Raw genomic sequence first — 15,579 nt, 5'->3', positions numbered from 1 at the left:
TTTAAATTCCTCCTTTGACAGCCATGCCTTTTTCTTTTTCTTCGATAAACTTTTCAAGGTTAATTGCACAACAACCTACTTCTACGCCTGGCATCCTTGAAATATATACTAACGTCTGTCCATTACGACCACATTCACAAGATGTATCTTTTCTTAAATAGCCAACATCTTCTGTCAGAATGAAGCCTGGATAAGAAATAGAAGTTGGGTCATAAATAGCAATAACACCTCTTTCCCCATATTCAACTTCTTCTAAGACATTGTGTGGATTACGCATAGAAACGTGAACCCATGGTGGAATATGTTTTTCTTGTTTATGGCATTCTACTGCAAGCATATTAGCTTCTACTAATCCATACATATCCCTGACATTGTACGGTTGAAGACCCAAGTATTCATGACATAGCTCATTAAATTCTGCTCGTGGAATTTCTTCACCAGTGAACCTTTTCCATCCTCCAAGCGTAATAATAAAGCTGTTTTTTTCTAAATTAAGTTTAATATTGCGATCCATACAATATTTAATTAATCTATATACTAAAAATGGAGGACCTACTATGTGTCTAGTGTGCTTTCCATCCCAACTCTGTAAGACTTCTACAGCCTTTTCAGGGTTGAATGTTATCTTTTTCACTAAATTAACGCTACCATCTAATAAACCAGCAAAAACGTTCAGTGCTTTTACCATTCCCATTTCAGGCATTTCTTCAGTTGGTGGGAAAAGGAATAATCCCATCCCTCGGGAGAACTTAAAGAACTCTCTATAAGTGGTTACAACACTATCAAATGCACTATCCATTGTTAAACGGTCACGACGAGATACACTAGGAATACCACTTGTCCCTGTACTTCTCATTTCGAATTCAACTTCGTTTAATTTCGATGTCATAAGAAGATGAGAATCGCATTGTTTAAATGTTTGAACTGGAATTAAAGGGATTTTTGCTAAATCATTAAAACCCCTTATATCCTGAGGGCTGACGTCTTTCTTCTTACATAAATCACGATAAAATTCGTTGTTTTCATAATGATAGTTAAAGTTATCTGCGATAACGCTGCCTTTATATTCATTTACTGTATCAAAAGGCATTTTATAAAGGTTATGAGCACTGCCGACTAACGTATTTAATGGGGATAATCCTAGTTCTTTTAACTGAGTAGATAAGTTCATTTAATAGCCTCCCTAGTCTTCTGAGCTTGTATTTGTTTTACTAACAAGACAACGTCCTCAATCGTTTTACACCAGCCATAGTCCTCAGTTGGAATGCTAATATCTAACTTTTGTTCTAAATCTAAAACAAGTTCTAAACGATCAGTTGAATCTAGCGATAAATCTCCGGACAAATTGCTATCCATTTTAATATCCGTTTCTTTTAAAGGTGAAAAAACTAAAATAGACTCTCTTATCATCATAAAAATCTTATCGTTTTCCATAGTTAGGACCCCCACTAAAACTTTTCATATCAATTAAGTTATATGATTTGCCAAGAACTTGGCGTCTTCCCCAACCCCTAATAATAAGGCGGAACCTCGTCGGTATTGCCATGATAACCCTAGAAAGTAAAGACCCTTTTCTCTTGTTATGCCTCGATCATGATTCACATTATTATTTTTATCAATTATATTAGGGACTTCAATCCATTCATAATCATTGTGGTAACCAGTGGCCCAGACGATATTCTCTGGTTGGACCTTCTCGCCATTTTGACAAATTAAACTCTTACCGTCTGCCTTTGAAACTTTTGAAACCTGTTTAACAGCTCCTCTACTTAGCAGTGGTTTTAACTCTTTCCCTATAATTGGATCATTTTTTTTCATAAACTGCCCTAATTTTGAATGGATAGTTGCTTTTGATACTCCAAGCACTTGGAACCACCAAAAAATACTCCTGTTCAGTAATGTATAGGGTAGGAATTTCATTCGTTTACCTACAGATAGATAAACTTCTCTGTTTTCAGCTAACTCCGTTGCAATTTGTACCCCTGAATTACCAGCACCCACCACTAAAGTCGTTCCTTCCTTTAATTGAGTTGGATTTTTATAATGGGCTGCATGAATCTGAAAAATGTCTTTTGAGACATCTTTCTCAATATCTGGTACAAAGGGTTTTTGAAAGGGACCAGTCGCAACTACTATATTTTTCGCTACGTAATTTCCTTTACTGGTAACGAGGTGAAACTTCTTATTTTCTTTAAATAGATTAATAACCGATGTATTCAGTTGGACTGGAAAATCATAATAACGACTGTAGTTTTCTAAATAATCCGCAATCTCATCTTTGTTAGGGTAACCATGTGGTGGCCCTTCTACGTTCATTCCCGGTAGAGCACTATGAGATCTAGGTGTAAACAAGGTTAAAGAATCGTAACGATGACGCCAAGAGTCCCCAACTCTACTATTAGAATCTATAATTAAAAATGAAAGAGATTTTTGTTTTAAATAATAGCCAATAGCTAGTCCTGCTTGCCCAGCACCAATTACAATTGTGTTATATGAATTTCCCATTTAACATCCCTCCTTCAACAATAGTAAGTACATTATGCATAGTAGGATGAGTTTATTAGAAAAGAGGGAAAAGAACGAATTTAATTATGCCAAACCTCTAAACCATTATTTAAATACGCGTTTTTACAAGCACTTCTTTGGATTTTCCCACTAGATGTTTTTGGTATACTGCTAGTCTTTAAAAGGGAAATAGTGTATGGTTGAACTTCATGTTCCTCCATTACTTGTTGACGGATGTTCCTTAAAACACTGTCTAAATAACCTTTTAATTCTCTTTCATTGTGTGGTCTAGGCCTATATTTACGTTCAATTTCGGCAACTATAATCAACTTTTCTTCCCCATTAATATCAACAGAGAACGCAGCACTGGCTCCTGAAATAATAGTTTGATCTGCTTTTTCCACAGTTAATTCAATATCTTGTGGGTAATGGTTTTTCCCTCTTAATACAATGACATCTTTTAGTCTACCTGTTACAAAAAGTTGGCCTTCATGAAAAAATCCTAAATCCCCAGTTCGTAAAAAGCCATTTTCATTTGTGTCTTTTACTGTATTATTAAACGCATAATTTGTTTCTTGTTTCCGTCCAAAATATCCTTTTGCTATACTGTCTCCTTTAACCCAAATTTCACCTATTTCATTTGATGCACACTTGGACAAGGAATCAGTATTAACAATTTCTACTTTCTGATCAAGCCAAGTCATACCACAACCAACTAATTTAACTGAATTTTCAGAATTTATAGGTCTCTCTATAGCTTTATTTTCTAAAAGATTTTCTTTGCAAAAGCCTTTGGAGACAGGTTTTGTTAATTTTTCATTACCTGTTATAAATAAAGTTGCCTCAGCCATACCGTAGCACGGAAAAAATTGATTTAGTTTAAAATTACAATCTTTAAAAGCCTGGGCAAACTTTTGAATAGTTTCATACCGCACGGGTTCAGCCCCATTAAAAGCAACTTCCCAACTACTCAAATCAAGCTGCACCTTTTGTTCATCTGTAATCTTTTTTAGACATAAGTCATAAGCAAAATTGGGTCCACCACTAATAGTTGCTTTGTACTTTGAAATAGCACTTAGCCATCGAAAAGGTTTTTGTAAAAAATCCATTGGCGACATAAATACACATTTAGCCCCAAGATATAGTGGTTGTAGAATGTTACCTATTAACCCCATATCATGATACATTGGTAGCCAACCGAGCATGACTGTATCCTCGTTATGCTGACAAGCTGCTTTAATCATGGCTTCATTGTGCAAAATATTACCGTGAGTGACCATCACTCCTTTAGGAGAAGATGTAGATCCTGAAGTATATTGTAAAAAAGCTAAAGATTCTTTATCTACCTTTGGTTGTGACCACTGATCCCGATAATCATGAGATATATCGTCAATCGGAATCCACTTTAGATTCATATTTGATAGTTCATCTGAGAAATGAAAACTTATTTTTGAATGCAGTTGAGTAGTTGTCAAGATGATATTAGTAGCTGAATCATCCATAATTGCTTTTAAACGTTCCATATTTCGACTTAACCCCGGAGGGTACACGGGTACGGGTATTACATTCGCATAGATACATCCTAGAAAGGCTTTAACATAGTCTATCCCCGATGGATACATTAAAAGAGCTCGTTGTCCTTCTAAACCTAAATGTTGTAGGTAAGCAGCGATTTGCTTAGCATACATATGAAGTTCTTGATAGGTAATATTAGTTTCATCTTGGTTATCATTAGATAAAAATGTGTAGACTACTTTTTCAGGATGTATCATCACTTTATGTGATAACAAGTCTATCATTGAAGAATAATTACTTTTTGGAATAGTAGGATTGTCTATCAACTTTCCCATGCGGTCTACACCTCTTTTTAGTGTTCTAAAATCACAAAATCACAAATTCTACTCTCTTTCAAAGGCATTGATGGCATTTACGCTATGACTAATTGCAGCACCAGCTTTAAGTGCAGCTGCTACAGTCACTGCTTCTAAAATCTCATCCATAGTTCCACCTAGTTTTTTATACTTAGCTACATGAGCTTCAATGCAATATGGACATCCTGTTGTATGAGCCACGGCAATAGCAATCAACTCTTTTGTTTTAGGAGGAATCGTACCCATATTAAAGACTTCATGTTCAAACTGCATAAATTTTGCTGCAACCTTTGGCGACCTTTCCTTTAATTCACCTAATCTATTTAAATATGATTTTTTATATAAAGTATCGTCTGACATCTTTTATTTCTCCCCTCATTATTTAAATATAAGTAACTATCATGAAGAATAAAACAAACTACTTTAAAATAATAAAAACTTATTTAATCGACGGACGACTTTCCCACCCCTTTTTCTAAATGGTAAAATTTTACTAATTCTAAATAGAAGAAAATTAACCTATAATTACCTCTATTTGTAAAAAAATCAGCTACAAATGGATTCTACAAACAATATTTTGGGTTGTCAATTACTTTATTCGAAATTTAAGAATAATTTAATAACTATTTTACAAGACTTTTAGGAGGTAAAATAAAGGCTATTTATTCACTAGGATAAGTACAATATTATACTTAAAATTATATTAATAAAGTCAAAGCAAGACTTATTTCAGGAGGTATTTTTGGGAAGTTTTTAAAAAATAAGTGGACTATAAGATATAAGAAAGTTTAGATGTTTTTTTAGAGCAGATGAATCTTTATTTAAAAGTGAGAAATTCACTATGTATAATATGTCTCTATAACACTCAAATGCTTTTTTGAATGTTAAAACATATGATAACGCTACCATTTTCACCAAAAAAGAGTGTTACAAAAAAATTTTTTAAAAAATGAAATTTATATTTGGAAATGAAGGTAAAAGCTGAGAATGATAGTGTGAGGGATTATATCTATCTGCATTCAAGATCTCTTCTAGAAGTTATCCTAGATATAATCCCATTTTTTATAAAAGCCTAGGTGATGCTACTGTTTTTAAAATTGCTTATTGAAGTAAGTTTGGAACTCTTTACAAGTTAAATTTTATCTTATGCTTCAATTTCAAAACCTGAGGACTGTAATGGACCAATTGTAATTAAGCTAACTAACTGCACTGCCATATGTTTAGGAGAGTAGACTAAATCATTATTAATCCACCATTCTACAGTACCAATCAATGCTGAAGAAATGAAATGTATTAATAATTCTGGAGGAGTTGAAAATTTTTGTTCTTGTAAATTTATTGTGGCGAATTCTTTTCTGAATTTCTCTAGGATAACCCCTTTCATTTTGCCATTAAATCCATGTACCCCTTTTTCACTCAACATAATTTGATAAAAAGTAGCATGGTGGAAAATATTTGTGAATATAGCTTCAATCATTGATTGAAACTGTGATATTTTCACCCTTTTCTTTTGAATGTATATACAAGGGTTAATAATATCTGTTAGTTCCTCAAAAACTTCGTCAATTAATTTATCCACCAAATCTTGCTTATCTACATAGTGAAGATAAAAGGTAGCCCTGTTAATTAATGCATTGTCTGCAATATCCCTAATGGTAATAGATTCATAGCCTTTCTCTTGAATTAAATCAATAAACGATTCTTTAATCATTTTTCGTGTTCGAATAACACGCAAGTCTGTTTTCTTTAACATTTTTTCATCACCTGTCTATGATTTCATTTTTAATTAACACTCAGGACTCATGTGTTGTATATATAACAAATAGCGCAATATTGATTATTGAGTATGTGAGAATAAGGAATATAATTACATTGTATATAACAGGGCGTTTCTTATGCAACGCTCTGTCGATGAAAACATGATGTTCAGGAGGGAGATTACGTGTGCGTATTTAAGAGTTTTTTTTCACAAAAAAGATTTTGGGGGAGCTTACTAGGAATTATCATTGTCGTTATGATTTTCAGTATTGCTTTCATAGGATCAATTGTTAATCCCACTCCGAAGGACTTGCCTGTTGCATTGGTGGTAAATGATAAAGGTGCTGAACTGCCTAATAAGACAAAACTAAATGCTGGTGAGGAATATAGAGAAGCGTTACTAGATAATAAAGATATTCCCTTTAAGTGGTCAGTGATTGACACAAGAGAAGACGCTATCAGTGCAATGAATGAAAAGAAATACTATGCGACTATTGTCATTCCAGAGAGCATGTCTCAACAAATTATGTCACTTCAATCCCCTTCACCACAAAAGCCAGAGGTAGAGGTAATTATTAATCAAGGAATGCATTACACGGCTGCTAATACAACAAAACAGGTTATCGATCAATCGCTTTCTAAAATAAATGGTCAAATTCAGGATACAATTTTTACCCAGTTAGAAGCTAAAAAAGCTACTATTACTCCTTCGCAAGCAAAACTTTTGAGCAGCCCTTTACTTGTGAAGAATGAAACCATTAACGAAGTTGGAGATCACACAGCCAATGGGAATGCTCCTGTTTTATTTACACAGATAATATGGATCGCGGTCATTATTAGTTCTGTTATTCATTTTGTTATTATGAAGAAGGTTACAAATGGCCGTATAAGTACCCGATCTGTTTTAGCTCAATTAGTTGCAGGACTACTATTTGCAACAGCCATTGCTTCTACAGTCCTTTTATTTACTGATAATGTATTAAACGTTAAGATATCTGACTTCCAGGCAACATTCTTATTTTTACTTTTTACTGCATTTATGTTTTATTTACTTCAAAACGCTATTTTAAATTGGTTAGGATTAGTAGGGGTTCCACTATTTATCTTACTTTTTCTCTTCTCAATTCCGGTATTAAATTTACCTCCAGAGTTTCTACCTACAGTAACTCAAGATTGGTTTTATTCATGGGTTCCCTTTAAATATAGTGTAGAAGGTCTACGTAACATCTTCTACTTTGAAGGGCATGCTATCGAAAGCTATTTATTTGTTCTAGGAATGATAGGTGTGGCTTCATTTATAATCATGTCACTTTCTATACTCAAAACAACAAGTAAAGAAAAACCAATGGTAGCTGTAGAAAAGTAATTTTTATTTATTAATAAAAAAAGACCTTGAGAAGAGCAAGATATATAACTTACTCCTCTCAAGGTCCTATTTGTTTTAATTAATCTTTTGATATCTTTAATTACATGTAAGCTATAAGCCTATACTTGATCTTAAACTTCAGAAGTTGGTGTTGGTTTTTCATAACCACTTTTATATAAGTCTACGTATGAAGCCTTAGCATATTAATGTGTGAATATATATAATACAGTAGTAAGTCGCATTGCAACGTAAGAGCCGACCCAAATATTTTGAAAGGAATGTAGCTCCTAGAAGGTGAAAATGAAAGAATGGTCATTCAATCTGTTTTTTCATATCAATTAATTGTTGTAATAAAATTTTTTCTCCTTCTGAGCTTAGCACGATATTACCTAGATACACTTTATTTTTATCACTTACCTTACCAGTTATAGCACAGGGTTTACTTTCACCACATTTTTCGATAATTATTGCTTCATTTTCTATAGACATTTCCACATGACTCTCACTGCCTTTTATCCCTAAGGATCGTCGTAGTTCACTAGGGAATGTGATACGTCCAAATTTGCCTAGACCCTTAATCAGCCCTATTTTCTTCATTTCCTCACTCCTAATTTAAATTATCTTTCAATTTAATAATGGTTATTAATTAATTGTATTTTGGTGACAAATTATCTCCACAAGAGAATTTTTTACTGGAGTAATTCCAATCTCGAAAATGTATTATATTACCTTTTCACCTCATTATCTTTTTCTTTTAATAAAATTAATATATGAATTTAAACTAATAACAAAGATTTATTAACCCTCATTTTATGATACAAACTACAGAATTAAACAAAAATCTACATAAGAAAACCAATAATATCCATTAAATTATTTATATGTAAAAAAATATTTAAATCCATATATGATAACATTAAATGTATCTATATCTAAATAATGGATAATACGCACTTCTTTCTTATCGAATCATTCACAAAAAAAATAATTTAGAAAATTTTTAATTTTTGTCGTTTTCTGTATGATTATATAGTTCCTAGTATAAATTAAAGATACGATGTCGCTGGAGAAAAATGAAAGCGTTTAATACTAGTTTATCTTTTCTTAGTTCCACTTCAATGGAGTGAAGATATTTATAAACTAACTACAGAAAAAAAGTTGCTCTCATTGTATCCTTATTAATGACTTAAAGGAGTATCACTATCTCTTCGAATTACGCTGATGTATCCACTCCTTTTGAAGCTAAGCAGACTACGATATCTACTATAATCCTTCCCTTACAAAGAAAGGGATTTTGGAGGATGTAATAGTCTTTCTATAATTACTACAACTTATATGAGAGAGGTTAAAAAATGAATCATTTACATCGTAGGATGGGAACTTTTTCTTTAACAATGGTTGGACTAGGTTCAATCATTGGTTCAGGTTGGTTATTCGGGGCATGGAGAGCAGCTCAAATTGCTGGACCTGCTGCTATTATTTCCTGGATTATCGGTATGATTGTTATTTTATTTATTGGACTTTCTTACAGTGAGCTTGGATCTATGTTTCCAGAAGCAGGAGGTATGGTTAAATATACACAATATTCTCATGGATCATTTCTTGGATTTATTGCTGCTTGGGCAAACTGGATTGCTATTGTATCTGTTATCCCAGTTGAAGCTGTTGCCTCTGTACAATACATGAGTTCTTGGCCCTGGGAATGGGCAAAGTGGACAAGTAGTTTAGTGAAAAATGGCACGCTTACTTTACCTGGATTAGGCATTGCTTCTGTTTTATTACTTATTTATTTCTTACTAAATTATTGGACAGTAAGTCTCTTTTCCAAAGCAAATTCACTCATCACAATCTTTAAGATAGTGATTCCTGGCTTAACAATTGGATCACTTTTATTTGCCGGTTTTCATAGTGGAAATTTTACGTCTGGAGAAGGCATCGCGCCAAATGGTTGGGCAAGCGTACTAACGGCGGTAGCAACGTCCGGTATTGTATTTGCATTTAATGGTTTTCAAAGCCCTATTAATATGGCTGGAGAAGCAAAGAATCCTGGGCGTTCTATTCCATTAGCTGTAGTAGGATCGATTCTAATTGCTACCGTTATTTATATCTTATTACAGGTTGCGTTTATTGGAGCAGTTGACCCTTCTATGGTTGTTCATGGATGGAGTCACCTTAATTTCAACTCTCCATTTGCTGATTTGGCTATTGCTTTAAGTATTAACTGGCTTGTTATTGTATTGTACGCTGATGCATTTGTTTCACCTTCTGGAACGGGAATAACCTATACTGCTACCACATCTCGTATGATATACGGTATGGAAAAAAATAAATATTTACCTGGTGTTTTAGGGAAATTGCACCCTATTTATGGTGTGCCACGTCAAGCAATGTTTTTCAATTTAGCCGTATCATTCATTTTCTTATTTCTATTCAGAGGTTGGGGTGTATTAGCTGAAATTATTTCAGTTGCGACATTAATCTCTTATATTACCGGGCCTGTTACAGCCATGACGTTAAGAAGAACGGGGAAAGAATTGTACAGACCATTACATCTAAAGGGATTAAGTATTATTGCGCCATTAGGTTTTATATTTGCGTCATTAACTCTTTATTGGGCGAGGTGGCCACTTACAGGACAGGTGTTATTCATTATTATGATGGGTCTTCCTATTTACTTTTATTATCAAGCAAAGTTGAAATGGAAGGGGTTCCAGAAGAACTTCCTAGCTGGACTTTGGATGGTTACTTACTTATTATGTATGATGGTTATTTCATATTTAGGAAGTGAAAAGTTTGGTGGAATAAATGTTATTCGATACGGTTGGGACATGCTTATCATTACATGTTTGTCTCTTGTTTTTTATGTTTGGGCTGTAAAGAGTGGATTTAAAACAGAATACCTCAAGGAAGCCACCAAAGTAAATGAAGAAATGAGATTAAGGGAGAGAACAATAAAATCTCAATTAGATAAAGAAAAAGCTGTATAAAAATTGGTTTCTAGTACAAGTATTTTATAAGTATGTGGAGATAGTTGTTATGTTGAAAAATAAGGTAGGAAAGTTAAAAACCTTTACGGTAGACTATTCTATATTAAAAAATAATAAAATAATTAATAATTCCATAGTCATGCAATCCATTAATGATCCAGATGAAATTGTAAGGTTAGCTAAATTGGATATATCTACAAAAGAAAGAGTGTTCATTCAAAATGTAAAGATTTTAAGATTTAAGTCCATCCCATCTCATGAACATAATTTAGAATAGAAGAAACTCTTCCAAAAGGGAATTTGCTTACAACAGCAAAAGCTTCTTTTGACGATGTTATTGAGATATTTTACTTGTCTTATTAGATGCCTAGGGCATCTTTTTCTCTTTTCTCATATGTTCGAGGGCTATAGGAAGAGTCGAATTCCTATCTATCGTAATGCCGCGAGAAGTCAAAACATGAAAAGGCCGAAAAGTTTTCTAAAAAACACTGTACATTCTTTCGGCCTCTTGTTTCATTTATATAACAATAGTGAAAGTTGTTATTTTATGGAGGTTTTATATGTCGGATAAAGTACCATTTTCATTTATAGTAGTTATTGGTTTAATGTTATTTGCTCTATTCTTCGGGGCAGGAAATTTAATTTTCCCACCAATGCTTGGTCAATCAGCAGGAATAAATATTTGGTCAGCTAATGCCGGATTTTTAGTAACCGGAGTTGGTTTACCGTTACTTGGTGTGTTAGCATTTGGTTTTTCGGGAAAAGATGATGTCCAGTCACTAGCGAGTCGCGTACACCCTGTGTTTGCTCTTGTGTTTACAACCGTACTTTATTTAGCGATTGGTCCTTTATTTTCCATACCAAGAGCAGGAACCGTTTCTTTTGAGATAGGCGTCAGACCTTTCTTGGCGGAAGATCTAGGCCACATACCTTTATTTATTTTCACCATAATCTTTTTTAGCATCACATGCTTTTTCTCACTAAATCCCGTTAAAACTATCAATATTATCGGAAAATTCCTAACGCCTATTAAGTTAATATTTATTGGAATGCTTGTAATGATGGCTTTTATTCATCCGATTGGGGATTTTCAGGCACCTACGAAGAACTATAAAATTCACTCATTTTTCAAGGGATTTCAGGAAGGTTATTTAACAATGGATGCTCTTGCAGCTTTTGTTTTTGGAATTATTATTATTAATGCTATTAAAGAAAAAGGCGCAAAAACAAAAAAACACATTATGACTATTTGTGCAAAAGCAACAGGAATTGCTGCGATTATCCTAATAACCATTTATACGGCTCTTTCTTACATGGGTGCTTCAAGTGTAGAAAAACTTGGATACTTAGATAACGGAGGTACTGTTTTGGTAAAAGTCTCGAATTATTATTTTGGAGCTTACGGTGGAATATTATTAGGATTAATGATTACTGTAGCTTGTTTAACAACTAGTGTAGGACTTGTTGCTTCTTGTTCTTCATTCTTTTATAAACTATTTCCAAAGGTACCTTATAAAATACTTGCTATTAGTCTATGTGGTTTTAGTGCAATCGTTGCTAACATCGGGTTAACGCAGTTAATTGCTATTTCTATACCTCTATTAACAGCTATTTATCCATTAGCTATTGTATTGATATTCTTAACTTTTTTTCATCCTTTATTTAAAGGAAAAACTGAAGTTTATCAAGGGAGCTTACTTTTGACATTTATTATTAGTCTATTTGATGGATTAAATACGGGTGGTATTCACATTTCATCTATTAATAGTTTCTTTATTAGAGTTCTCCCTATGTATAAATTAGGACTAGGGTGGATTGTTCCAGCTATTATTGGGGGATTAATAGGTTTTAGCATAGTACAAGTAAAAATCCTTCTTAATTACAGGTCATCTAGACTGAATAAATAATAAATATTCTGATGTAAAGGTTATATCCATTTGAAAATAGGAGAAAATCATCAAAAGGAAGCTTTGTTCTTATTGAGCAAAGCTCCCTTTTTGACGAGTTTCTTCTGTCTTGAACGGGGTTCATTTTGTCTTAGAGCAAATCTCAGCATCTAGTTTATTAGATAACTTTTTAAATCATCAAATGAGTTCGAGTATTTGTGTTGGTTATTTTTAATCACTTTTACTTTCGTCCTAGTATCAGCGCGGCTTGCTTTAAAATATCATTCTCCATTTCTAATTGTTCATTTCGTTTGCGAAGCTCCATCAGTTCTTTTTGTTCCTCGGTCAGGTTATCTTTTCCTTTAAACGAACCAGATGTTTGACTTTGCTCTACCCACTTATCTAAAGATGAAGGAGTCAAGTCATATTCACGAATAATCTCTTGTCTCGGTTTTTCGTTCTGATAAAGCTGCACCATTTGTTGTTTAAATTCCTCCGTAAATGTTCGACGTTCTCTTCTGGTCATTGTAGATGCTCCTTTAGTATATTATCTGTAGTCTACTTGACCTTAAAAATTATGTTTTAATAGATATTGGAAATATTTATCAAAATGAACGGGGACTGTTTAGATGCATGATATAAAATTTAATTATTTAACTGACTTATGCTCAAGGTATCAACAAGACAAATTTTTCATTGAAGAAATTCCTCTCTCTGTTTTATCCAAGTTAAATAAAAGGTTTAATATTTCAAGTGAGGAGGAAGTAATTGCTTTTCTCGACTGTACGATATTTGGATCAGGGAAAGTCGGTGTATGTTTTACCGATAAGGGGTTAAGGTGGAACAATCTAAGTGGTGAATTAGGCAATATTGAATGGACTGAATTTGGTAAAGTAAATCAGATTACAGTCCAAAATAATATCGAAGTTCATTTCGACAATAGAAAAGCATGCTTAATAGGTGGAGGAAATACGTATCCAATTTCATTATTTATAGAACTTTTGACAAGTATAAGAGATTTCTTAAACGAATATTCGTATGAATTACTTGTAAAACCGCACAATGTATCTTCTTCTGTAACGTATAACGACTTAATGAATATAAGTACATTATTTGAGAAATACGAAGAAGCTTTTGAGCCTAATAATGGTCTGTTAGTAGATCAACATATTCCTTCAGATTTGAAAAAGAAAATAATAAAGTATTTTAATTTACAAGCTAATAAAGAGATTGTTGCTTTTTTATGTACGTTCCCTTTAAAGAAGACAGACGGGATTATTATTGGTGAAAATGGAATTTATTTTAGAGAAACATTCGTCTCTCTTTATTATCCCTGGTATGTATTTCGCACTTTGCCTTTATATTTATCAGAAGATGAGCTTATTATTGGGAAAGATAATATTTTTCATCTCACTCATGCCAAAATGGAAGGTACAGAGATTCTACTTTTTCTAAAAAAAATTCAGGAGTATGCTAATTCTGCTTATGAGAATGTTCCTAACGGAGTTGACCTCTACTCTGCTAACGCTAAAATTTAAAAGTTACGCTATATAAACCCACTTCATAATAAGATGAGACTCTGAAGTGGGTTTTTGACGCTTCCTATAAGGAACATTATGGTAACTAGATTTGTATATATTATTTATGTAACAAAAGTACATATTAACCTTTTTGTGGTAAAATGTTCAATGTTGTTATTTTTACATATTAACTACACTATTTAAAGTTATTTATGGAGGGCATTTTATATTGAGAAATACTTTAAAGATACTATCAATCCCTTTAATTTTAGTACATTTATTAATTTTATATTTCTGGATTTTTGATTGGGAAAAGTTAGTTACACAGATTGGATTAATTACTTGGATTGTTTCAACCGTTTTGGGGATTGTTATATATTTTATTTATTTAAAGCTATCTCTAAAAGATAAGAAAAGTATAGTTAATAGAAGAATTGTATTATGTTCTACCTTATTAACAATTGTATTAGCTATGGGTGCTTTGCTAATTGAATTTGTTACAAGCTCAATGCCTTGAGGGTTCTCTAACTACCTAGAACCTGATTATAGTAATTGAAAATAAAGATGTATTTTTTTATTCCAGGAGGCGAGAAGACTTTGAATATGGGCTTAGGAGTTATATTAATATTTCTTGCAGTTATTTTTATTTTATGGGGTTTGTTCTCACGTAAGCAAAAGTATAAAATCATCAGTAATGCATTGTTAATGGCAGGAACAATTGCTTTATTCATTAGTATTCTATTACTAACTGGAATATATGATCCATATGCTAATCATATTAAATAGAAATCGAATAAGAAGAAGCCTTTCTAGTATGAAAGGCTTCTTCTTATTTGATTTCTGATAATCTGGATTATGTAAACCAAATTTTAATGTGGTATCCATGAGTATATTGGAAAAGATTTAAACTATTATTTGGGTCAGGTTAGTTTATTATAGAGAATAGTTAAAAGTAACAATTTTAGTGTAGAAAGTTATATGAAAAAGTGGTGGTTTGTCTGTGAGATTAGAAGGAATGATTCTACTTGCAGTTGCAATTTTATTAATTTTATTAGGAATTTATCTATGGACAAAAGGGGACTCGAGAGAACCATTTTGGGAAGCTTTGTCTAAAGTAATGGGAAACATCTTAGTCTGGAACTTACCAGTTTTTACGACTTTTCGTGCTTGGTCTGTATTTTTATGGCTGATTGGAATTGGCATATTTATGATATTTATGTGGGCAAAGATTAGTAATTGGTTTTAGTAAGATTATAATTCCTAACTGTAATATAAATATAAAAAAGCTATGGGAACCTATAGACTCCTGTAGCTTTTTTATATTCCGATAACAGGTTTTATGTTAACTAGAGCTCTGGATATCAATTGTTTTTTTCTTTTAAAAAGAGTAAAGACCAAGTAAGATCATGTTAATTTTTAGAGTTAACATCTTTCCCCTTTTCCAAACTATTTCGTTGGATATAGGCGCCATAATAGGCGTCTTTTTTTTTGCACAAAAAAGGCAATTCACTACGTTTTCATGAATATAAATAGAAGAATAATGAAGAAAGGAAGGGTGTGAATGATAAGAAAGTTATCTATTCCTATTTTAACTTTAGTGATCCTATGGACAATTATTCTTTGCATAGAAAAACAAGTTATGGTGGCCTGTTTTCTATGGGTCGTTTATAGCGCCTTGCAATTTTT

At 32.8% G+C, this 15,579-nt stretch carries 15 protein-coding genes and 1 pseudogene; 8 read left to right on the top strand and 8 right to left on the bottom strand.

The genetic code is table 11. The features are described from left to right. Position 1: 1 nt before the first annotated feature. The 6 genes from MMB69_RS06390 to MMB69_RS06365 form a co-directional block, all read right to left on the bottom strand. Entirely contained in the window at positions 2–1,171 is a 1,170-nt protein-coding gene (locus tag MMB69_RS06390; protein ID WP_277447387.1) for a LuxE/PaaK family acyltransferase, read from the bottom strand. Then, positions 1,168–1,434: a phosphopantetheine-binding protein gene (locus tag MMB69_RS06385; protein ID WP_221786209.1), complete on the bottom strand. Its 267-nt coding sequence runs from the start codon at positions 1,432–1,434 to the stop codon at positions 1,168–1,170. Before MMB69_RS06385 ends, MMB69_RS06390 begins: the two co-directional genes overlap by 4 nt. 33 nt (positions 1,435–1,467) lie before the next feature. Then, the gene (locus MMB69_RS06380; RefSeq protein ID WP_277447386.1) at positions 1,468–2,505 is read right to left on the bottom strand and encodes a flavin-containing monooxygenase; all 1,038 of its coding nucleotides are present in this window, start codon (positions 2,503–2,505) and stop codon (positions 1,468–1,470) included. 80 nt (positions 2,506–2,585) lie between these two features. Beyond that, positions 2,586–4,355, bottom strand: coding sequence for a fatty acyl-AMP ligase (locus MMB69_RS06375; RefSeq protein WP_277447385.1), 1,770 nt, complete (start codon positions 4,353–4,355; stop codon positions 2,586–2,588). 48 nt (positions 4,356–4,403) lie between these two features. Beyond that, on the bottom strand, positions 4,404–4,736 hold the full coding sequence (locus MMB69_RS06370; protein ID WP_221786212.1) for a carboxymuconolactone decarboxylase family protein: 333 nt from the start codon (positions 4,734–4,736) through the stop codon (positions 4,404–4,406). A gap of 784 nt (positions 4,737–5,520) precedes the next feature. After that, positions 5,521–6,129, bottom strand: a complete 609-nt coding sequence (locus tag MMB69_RS06365) for a TetR/AcrR family transcriptional regulator (RefSeq protein WP_221786213.1) — start codon at positions 6,127–6,129, stop codon at positions 5,521–5,523. 189 nt (positions 6,130–6,318) lie between these two features. Here MMB69_RS06365 and MMB69_RS06360 point away from each other — a divergent pair, with 189 nt between their 5' ends. After that, entirely contained in the window at positions 6,319–7,500 is a 1,182-nt protein-coding gene (locus tag MMB69_RS06360; RefSeq protein WP_221786214.1) for a YhgE/Pip domain-containing protein, read from the top strand. A 312-nt stretch (positions 7,501–7,812) separates the two neighbouring features. On the opposite strand, the gene MMB69_RS06355 is transcribed toward MMB69_RS06360, so the two are convergent. Then, positions 7,813–8,097: an AbrB/MazE/SpoVT family DNA-binding domain-containing protein gene (locus MMB69_RS06355; protein WP_269871470.1), complete on the bottom strand. Its 285-nt coding sequence runs from the start codon at positions 8,095–8,097 to the stop codon at positions 7,813–7,815. A 755-nt stretch (positions 8,098–8,852) separates the two neighbouring features. Here MMB69_RS06355 and MMB69_RS06350 point away from each other — a divergent pair. The 3 genes from MMB69_RS06350 (at position 8,853) to brnQ (ending at position 12,394) form a co-directional block, all read left to right on the top strand. Next, on the top strand, positions 8,853–10,487 hold the full coding sequence (locus MMB69_RS06350) for an APC family permease (RefSeq protein WP_221786216.1): 1,635 nt from the start codon (positions 8,853–8,855) through the stop codon (positions 10,485–10,487). A 49-nt stretch (positions 10,488–10,536) separates the two neighbouring features. After that, entirely contained in the window at positions 10,537–10,764 is a 228-nt protein-coding gene (locus MMB69_RS06345) for a hypothetical protein (RefSeq protein ID WP_097813550.1), read from the top strand. Positions 10,765–11,047: 283 nt separating this feature from the next. Then, positions 11,048–12,394, top strand: coding sequence for a branched-chain amino acid transport system II carrier protein (brnQ, locus tag MMB69_RS06340; protein ID WP_221786217.1), 1,347 nt, complete (start codon positions 11,048–11,050; stop codon positions 12,392–12,394). Positions 12,395–12,576: 182 nt separating this feature from the next. On the opposite strand, the pseudogene MMB69_RS06335 reads toward brnQ, so the two are convergent. Continuing rightward, a pseudogene (locus tag MMB69_RS06335) lies at positions 12,577–12,899 on the bottom strand (transposase); the annotation flags it as partial. Between the two features lie 103 nt (positions 12,900–13,002). Here MMB69_RS06335 and MMB69_RS06330 point away from each other — a divergent pair. The 4 genes from MMB69_RS06330 (at position 13,003) to MMB69_RS06315 (ending at position 15,139) form a co-directional block, all read left to right on the top strand. Beyond that, positions 13,003–13,911 (top strand): hypothetical protein, encoded by a 909-nt coding sequence (locus tag MMB69_RS06330; protein WP_277447384.1) that lies wholly within the window; start codon positions 13,003–13,005, stop codon positions 13,909–13,911. 211 nt (positions 13,912–14,122) lie between these two features. Next, positions 14,123–14,410 (top strand): hypothetical protein, encoded by a 288-nt coding sequence (locus MMB69_RS06325; RefSeq protein ID WP_277447383.1) that lies wholly within the window; start codon positions 14,123–14,125, stop codon positions 14,408–14,410. An 86-nt stretch (positions 14,411–14,496) separates the two neighbouring features. Next, entirely contained in the window at positions 14,497–14,679 is a 183-nt protein-coding gene (locus MMB69_RS06320) for a hypothetical protein (protein ID WP_277448047.1), read from the top strand. A 214-nt stretch (positions 14,680–14,893) separates the two neighbouring features. Then, the gene (locus tag MMB69_RS06315; protein ID WP_277447382.1) at positions 14,894–15,139 is read left to right on the top strand and encodes a hypothetical protein; all 246 of its coding nucleotides are present in this window, start codon (positions 14,894–14,896) and stop codon (positions 15,137–15,139) included. The last annotated feature ends 440 nt before the right edge of the window (positions 15,140–15,579 follow it).

Source organism: Priestia sp. P5 (assembly GCF_029522155.1).
In the GTDB taxonomy this organism is placed as follows: domain Bacteria; phylum Bacillota; class Bacilli; order Bacillales; family Bacillaceae_H; genus Priestia; species Priestia megaterium_E.
This window is presented reverse-complemented; position numbering and strand designations above follow the sequence as displayed.

Coding starts and splice junctions, on each gene's coding strand:
- MMB69_RS06350 (WP_221786216.1), top strand. CDS start 8,853: ATGAATCATTTACATCGTAGGATGGGAACTTTTTCTTTAACAATGGTT.
- MMB69_RS06385 (WP_221786209.1), bottom strand. CDS start 1,434: ATGGAAAACGATAAGATTTTTATGATGATAAGAGAGTCTATTTTAGTT.
- MMB69_RS06365 (WP_221786213.1), bottom strand. CDS start 6,129: ATGTTAAAGAAAACAGACTTGCGTGTTATTCGAACACGAAAAATGATT.
- MMB69_RS06390 (WP_277447387.1), bottom strand. CDS start 1,171: ATGAACTTATCTACTCAGTTAAAAGAACTAGGATTATCCCCATTAAAT.
- MMB69_RS06320 (WP_277448047.1), top strand. CDS start 14,497: ATGGGCTTAGGAGTTATATTAATATTTCTTGCAGTTATTTTTATTTTA.
- MMB69_RS06345 (WP_097813550.1), top strand. CDS start 10,537: ATGTTGAAAAATAAGGTAGGAAAGTTAAAAACCTTTACGGTAGACTAT.
- MMB69_RS06370 (WP_221786212.1), bottom strand. CDS start 4,736: ATGTCAGACGATACTTTATATAAAAAATCATATTTAAATAGATTAGGT.
- brnQ (WP_221786217.1), top strand. CDS start 11,048: ATGTCGGATAAAGTACCATTTTCATTTATAGTAGTTATTGGTTTAATG.
- MMB69_RS06355 (WP_269871470.1), bottom strand. CDS start 8,097: ATGAAGAAAATAGGGCTGATTAAGGGTCTAGGCAAATTTGGACGTATC.
- MMB69_RS06375 (WP_277447385.1), bottom strand. CDS start 4,355: ATGGGAAAGTTGATAGACAATCCTACTATTCCAAAAAGTAATTATTCT.
- MMB69_RS06330 (WP_277447384.1), top strand. CDS start 13,003: ATGCATGATATAAAATTTAATTATTTAACTGACTTATGCTCAAGGTAT.
- MMB69_RS06380 (WP_277447386.1), bottom strand. CDS start 2,505: ATGGGAAATTCATATAACACAATTGTAATTGGTGCTGGGCAAGCAGGA.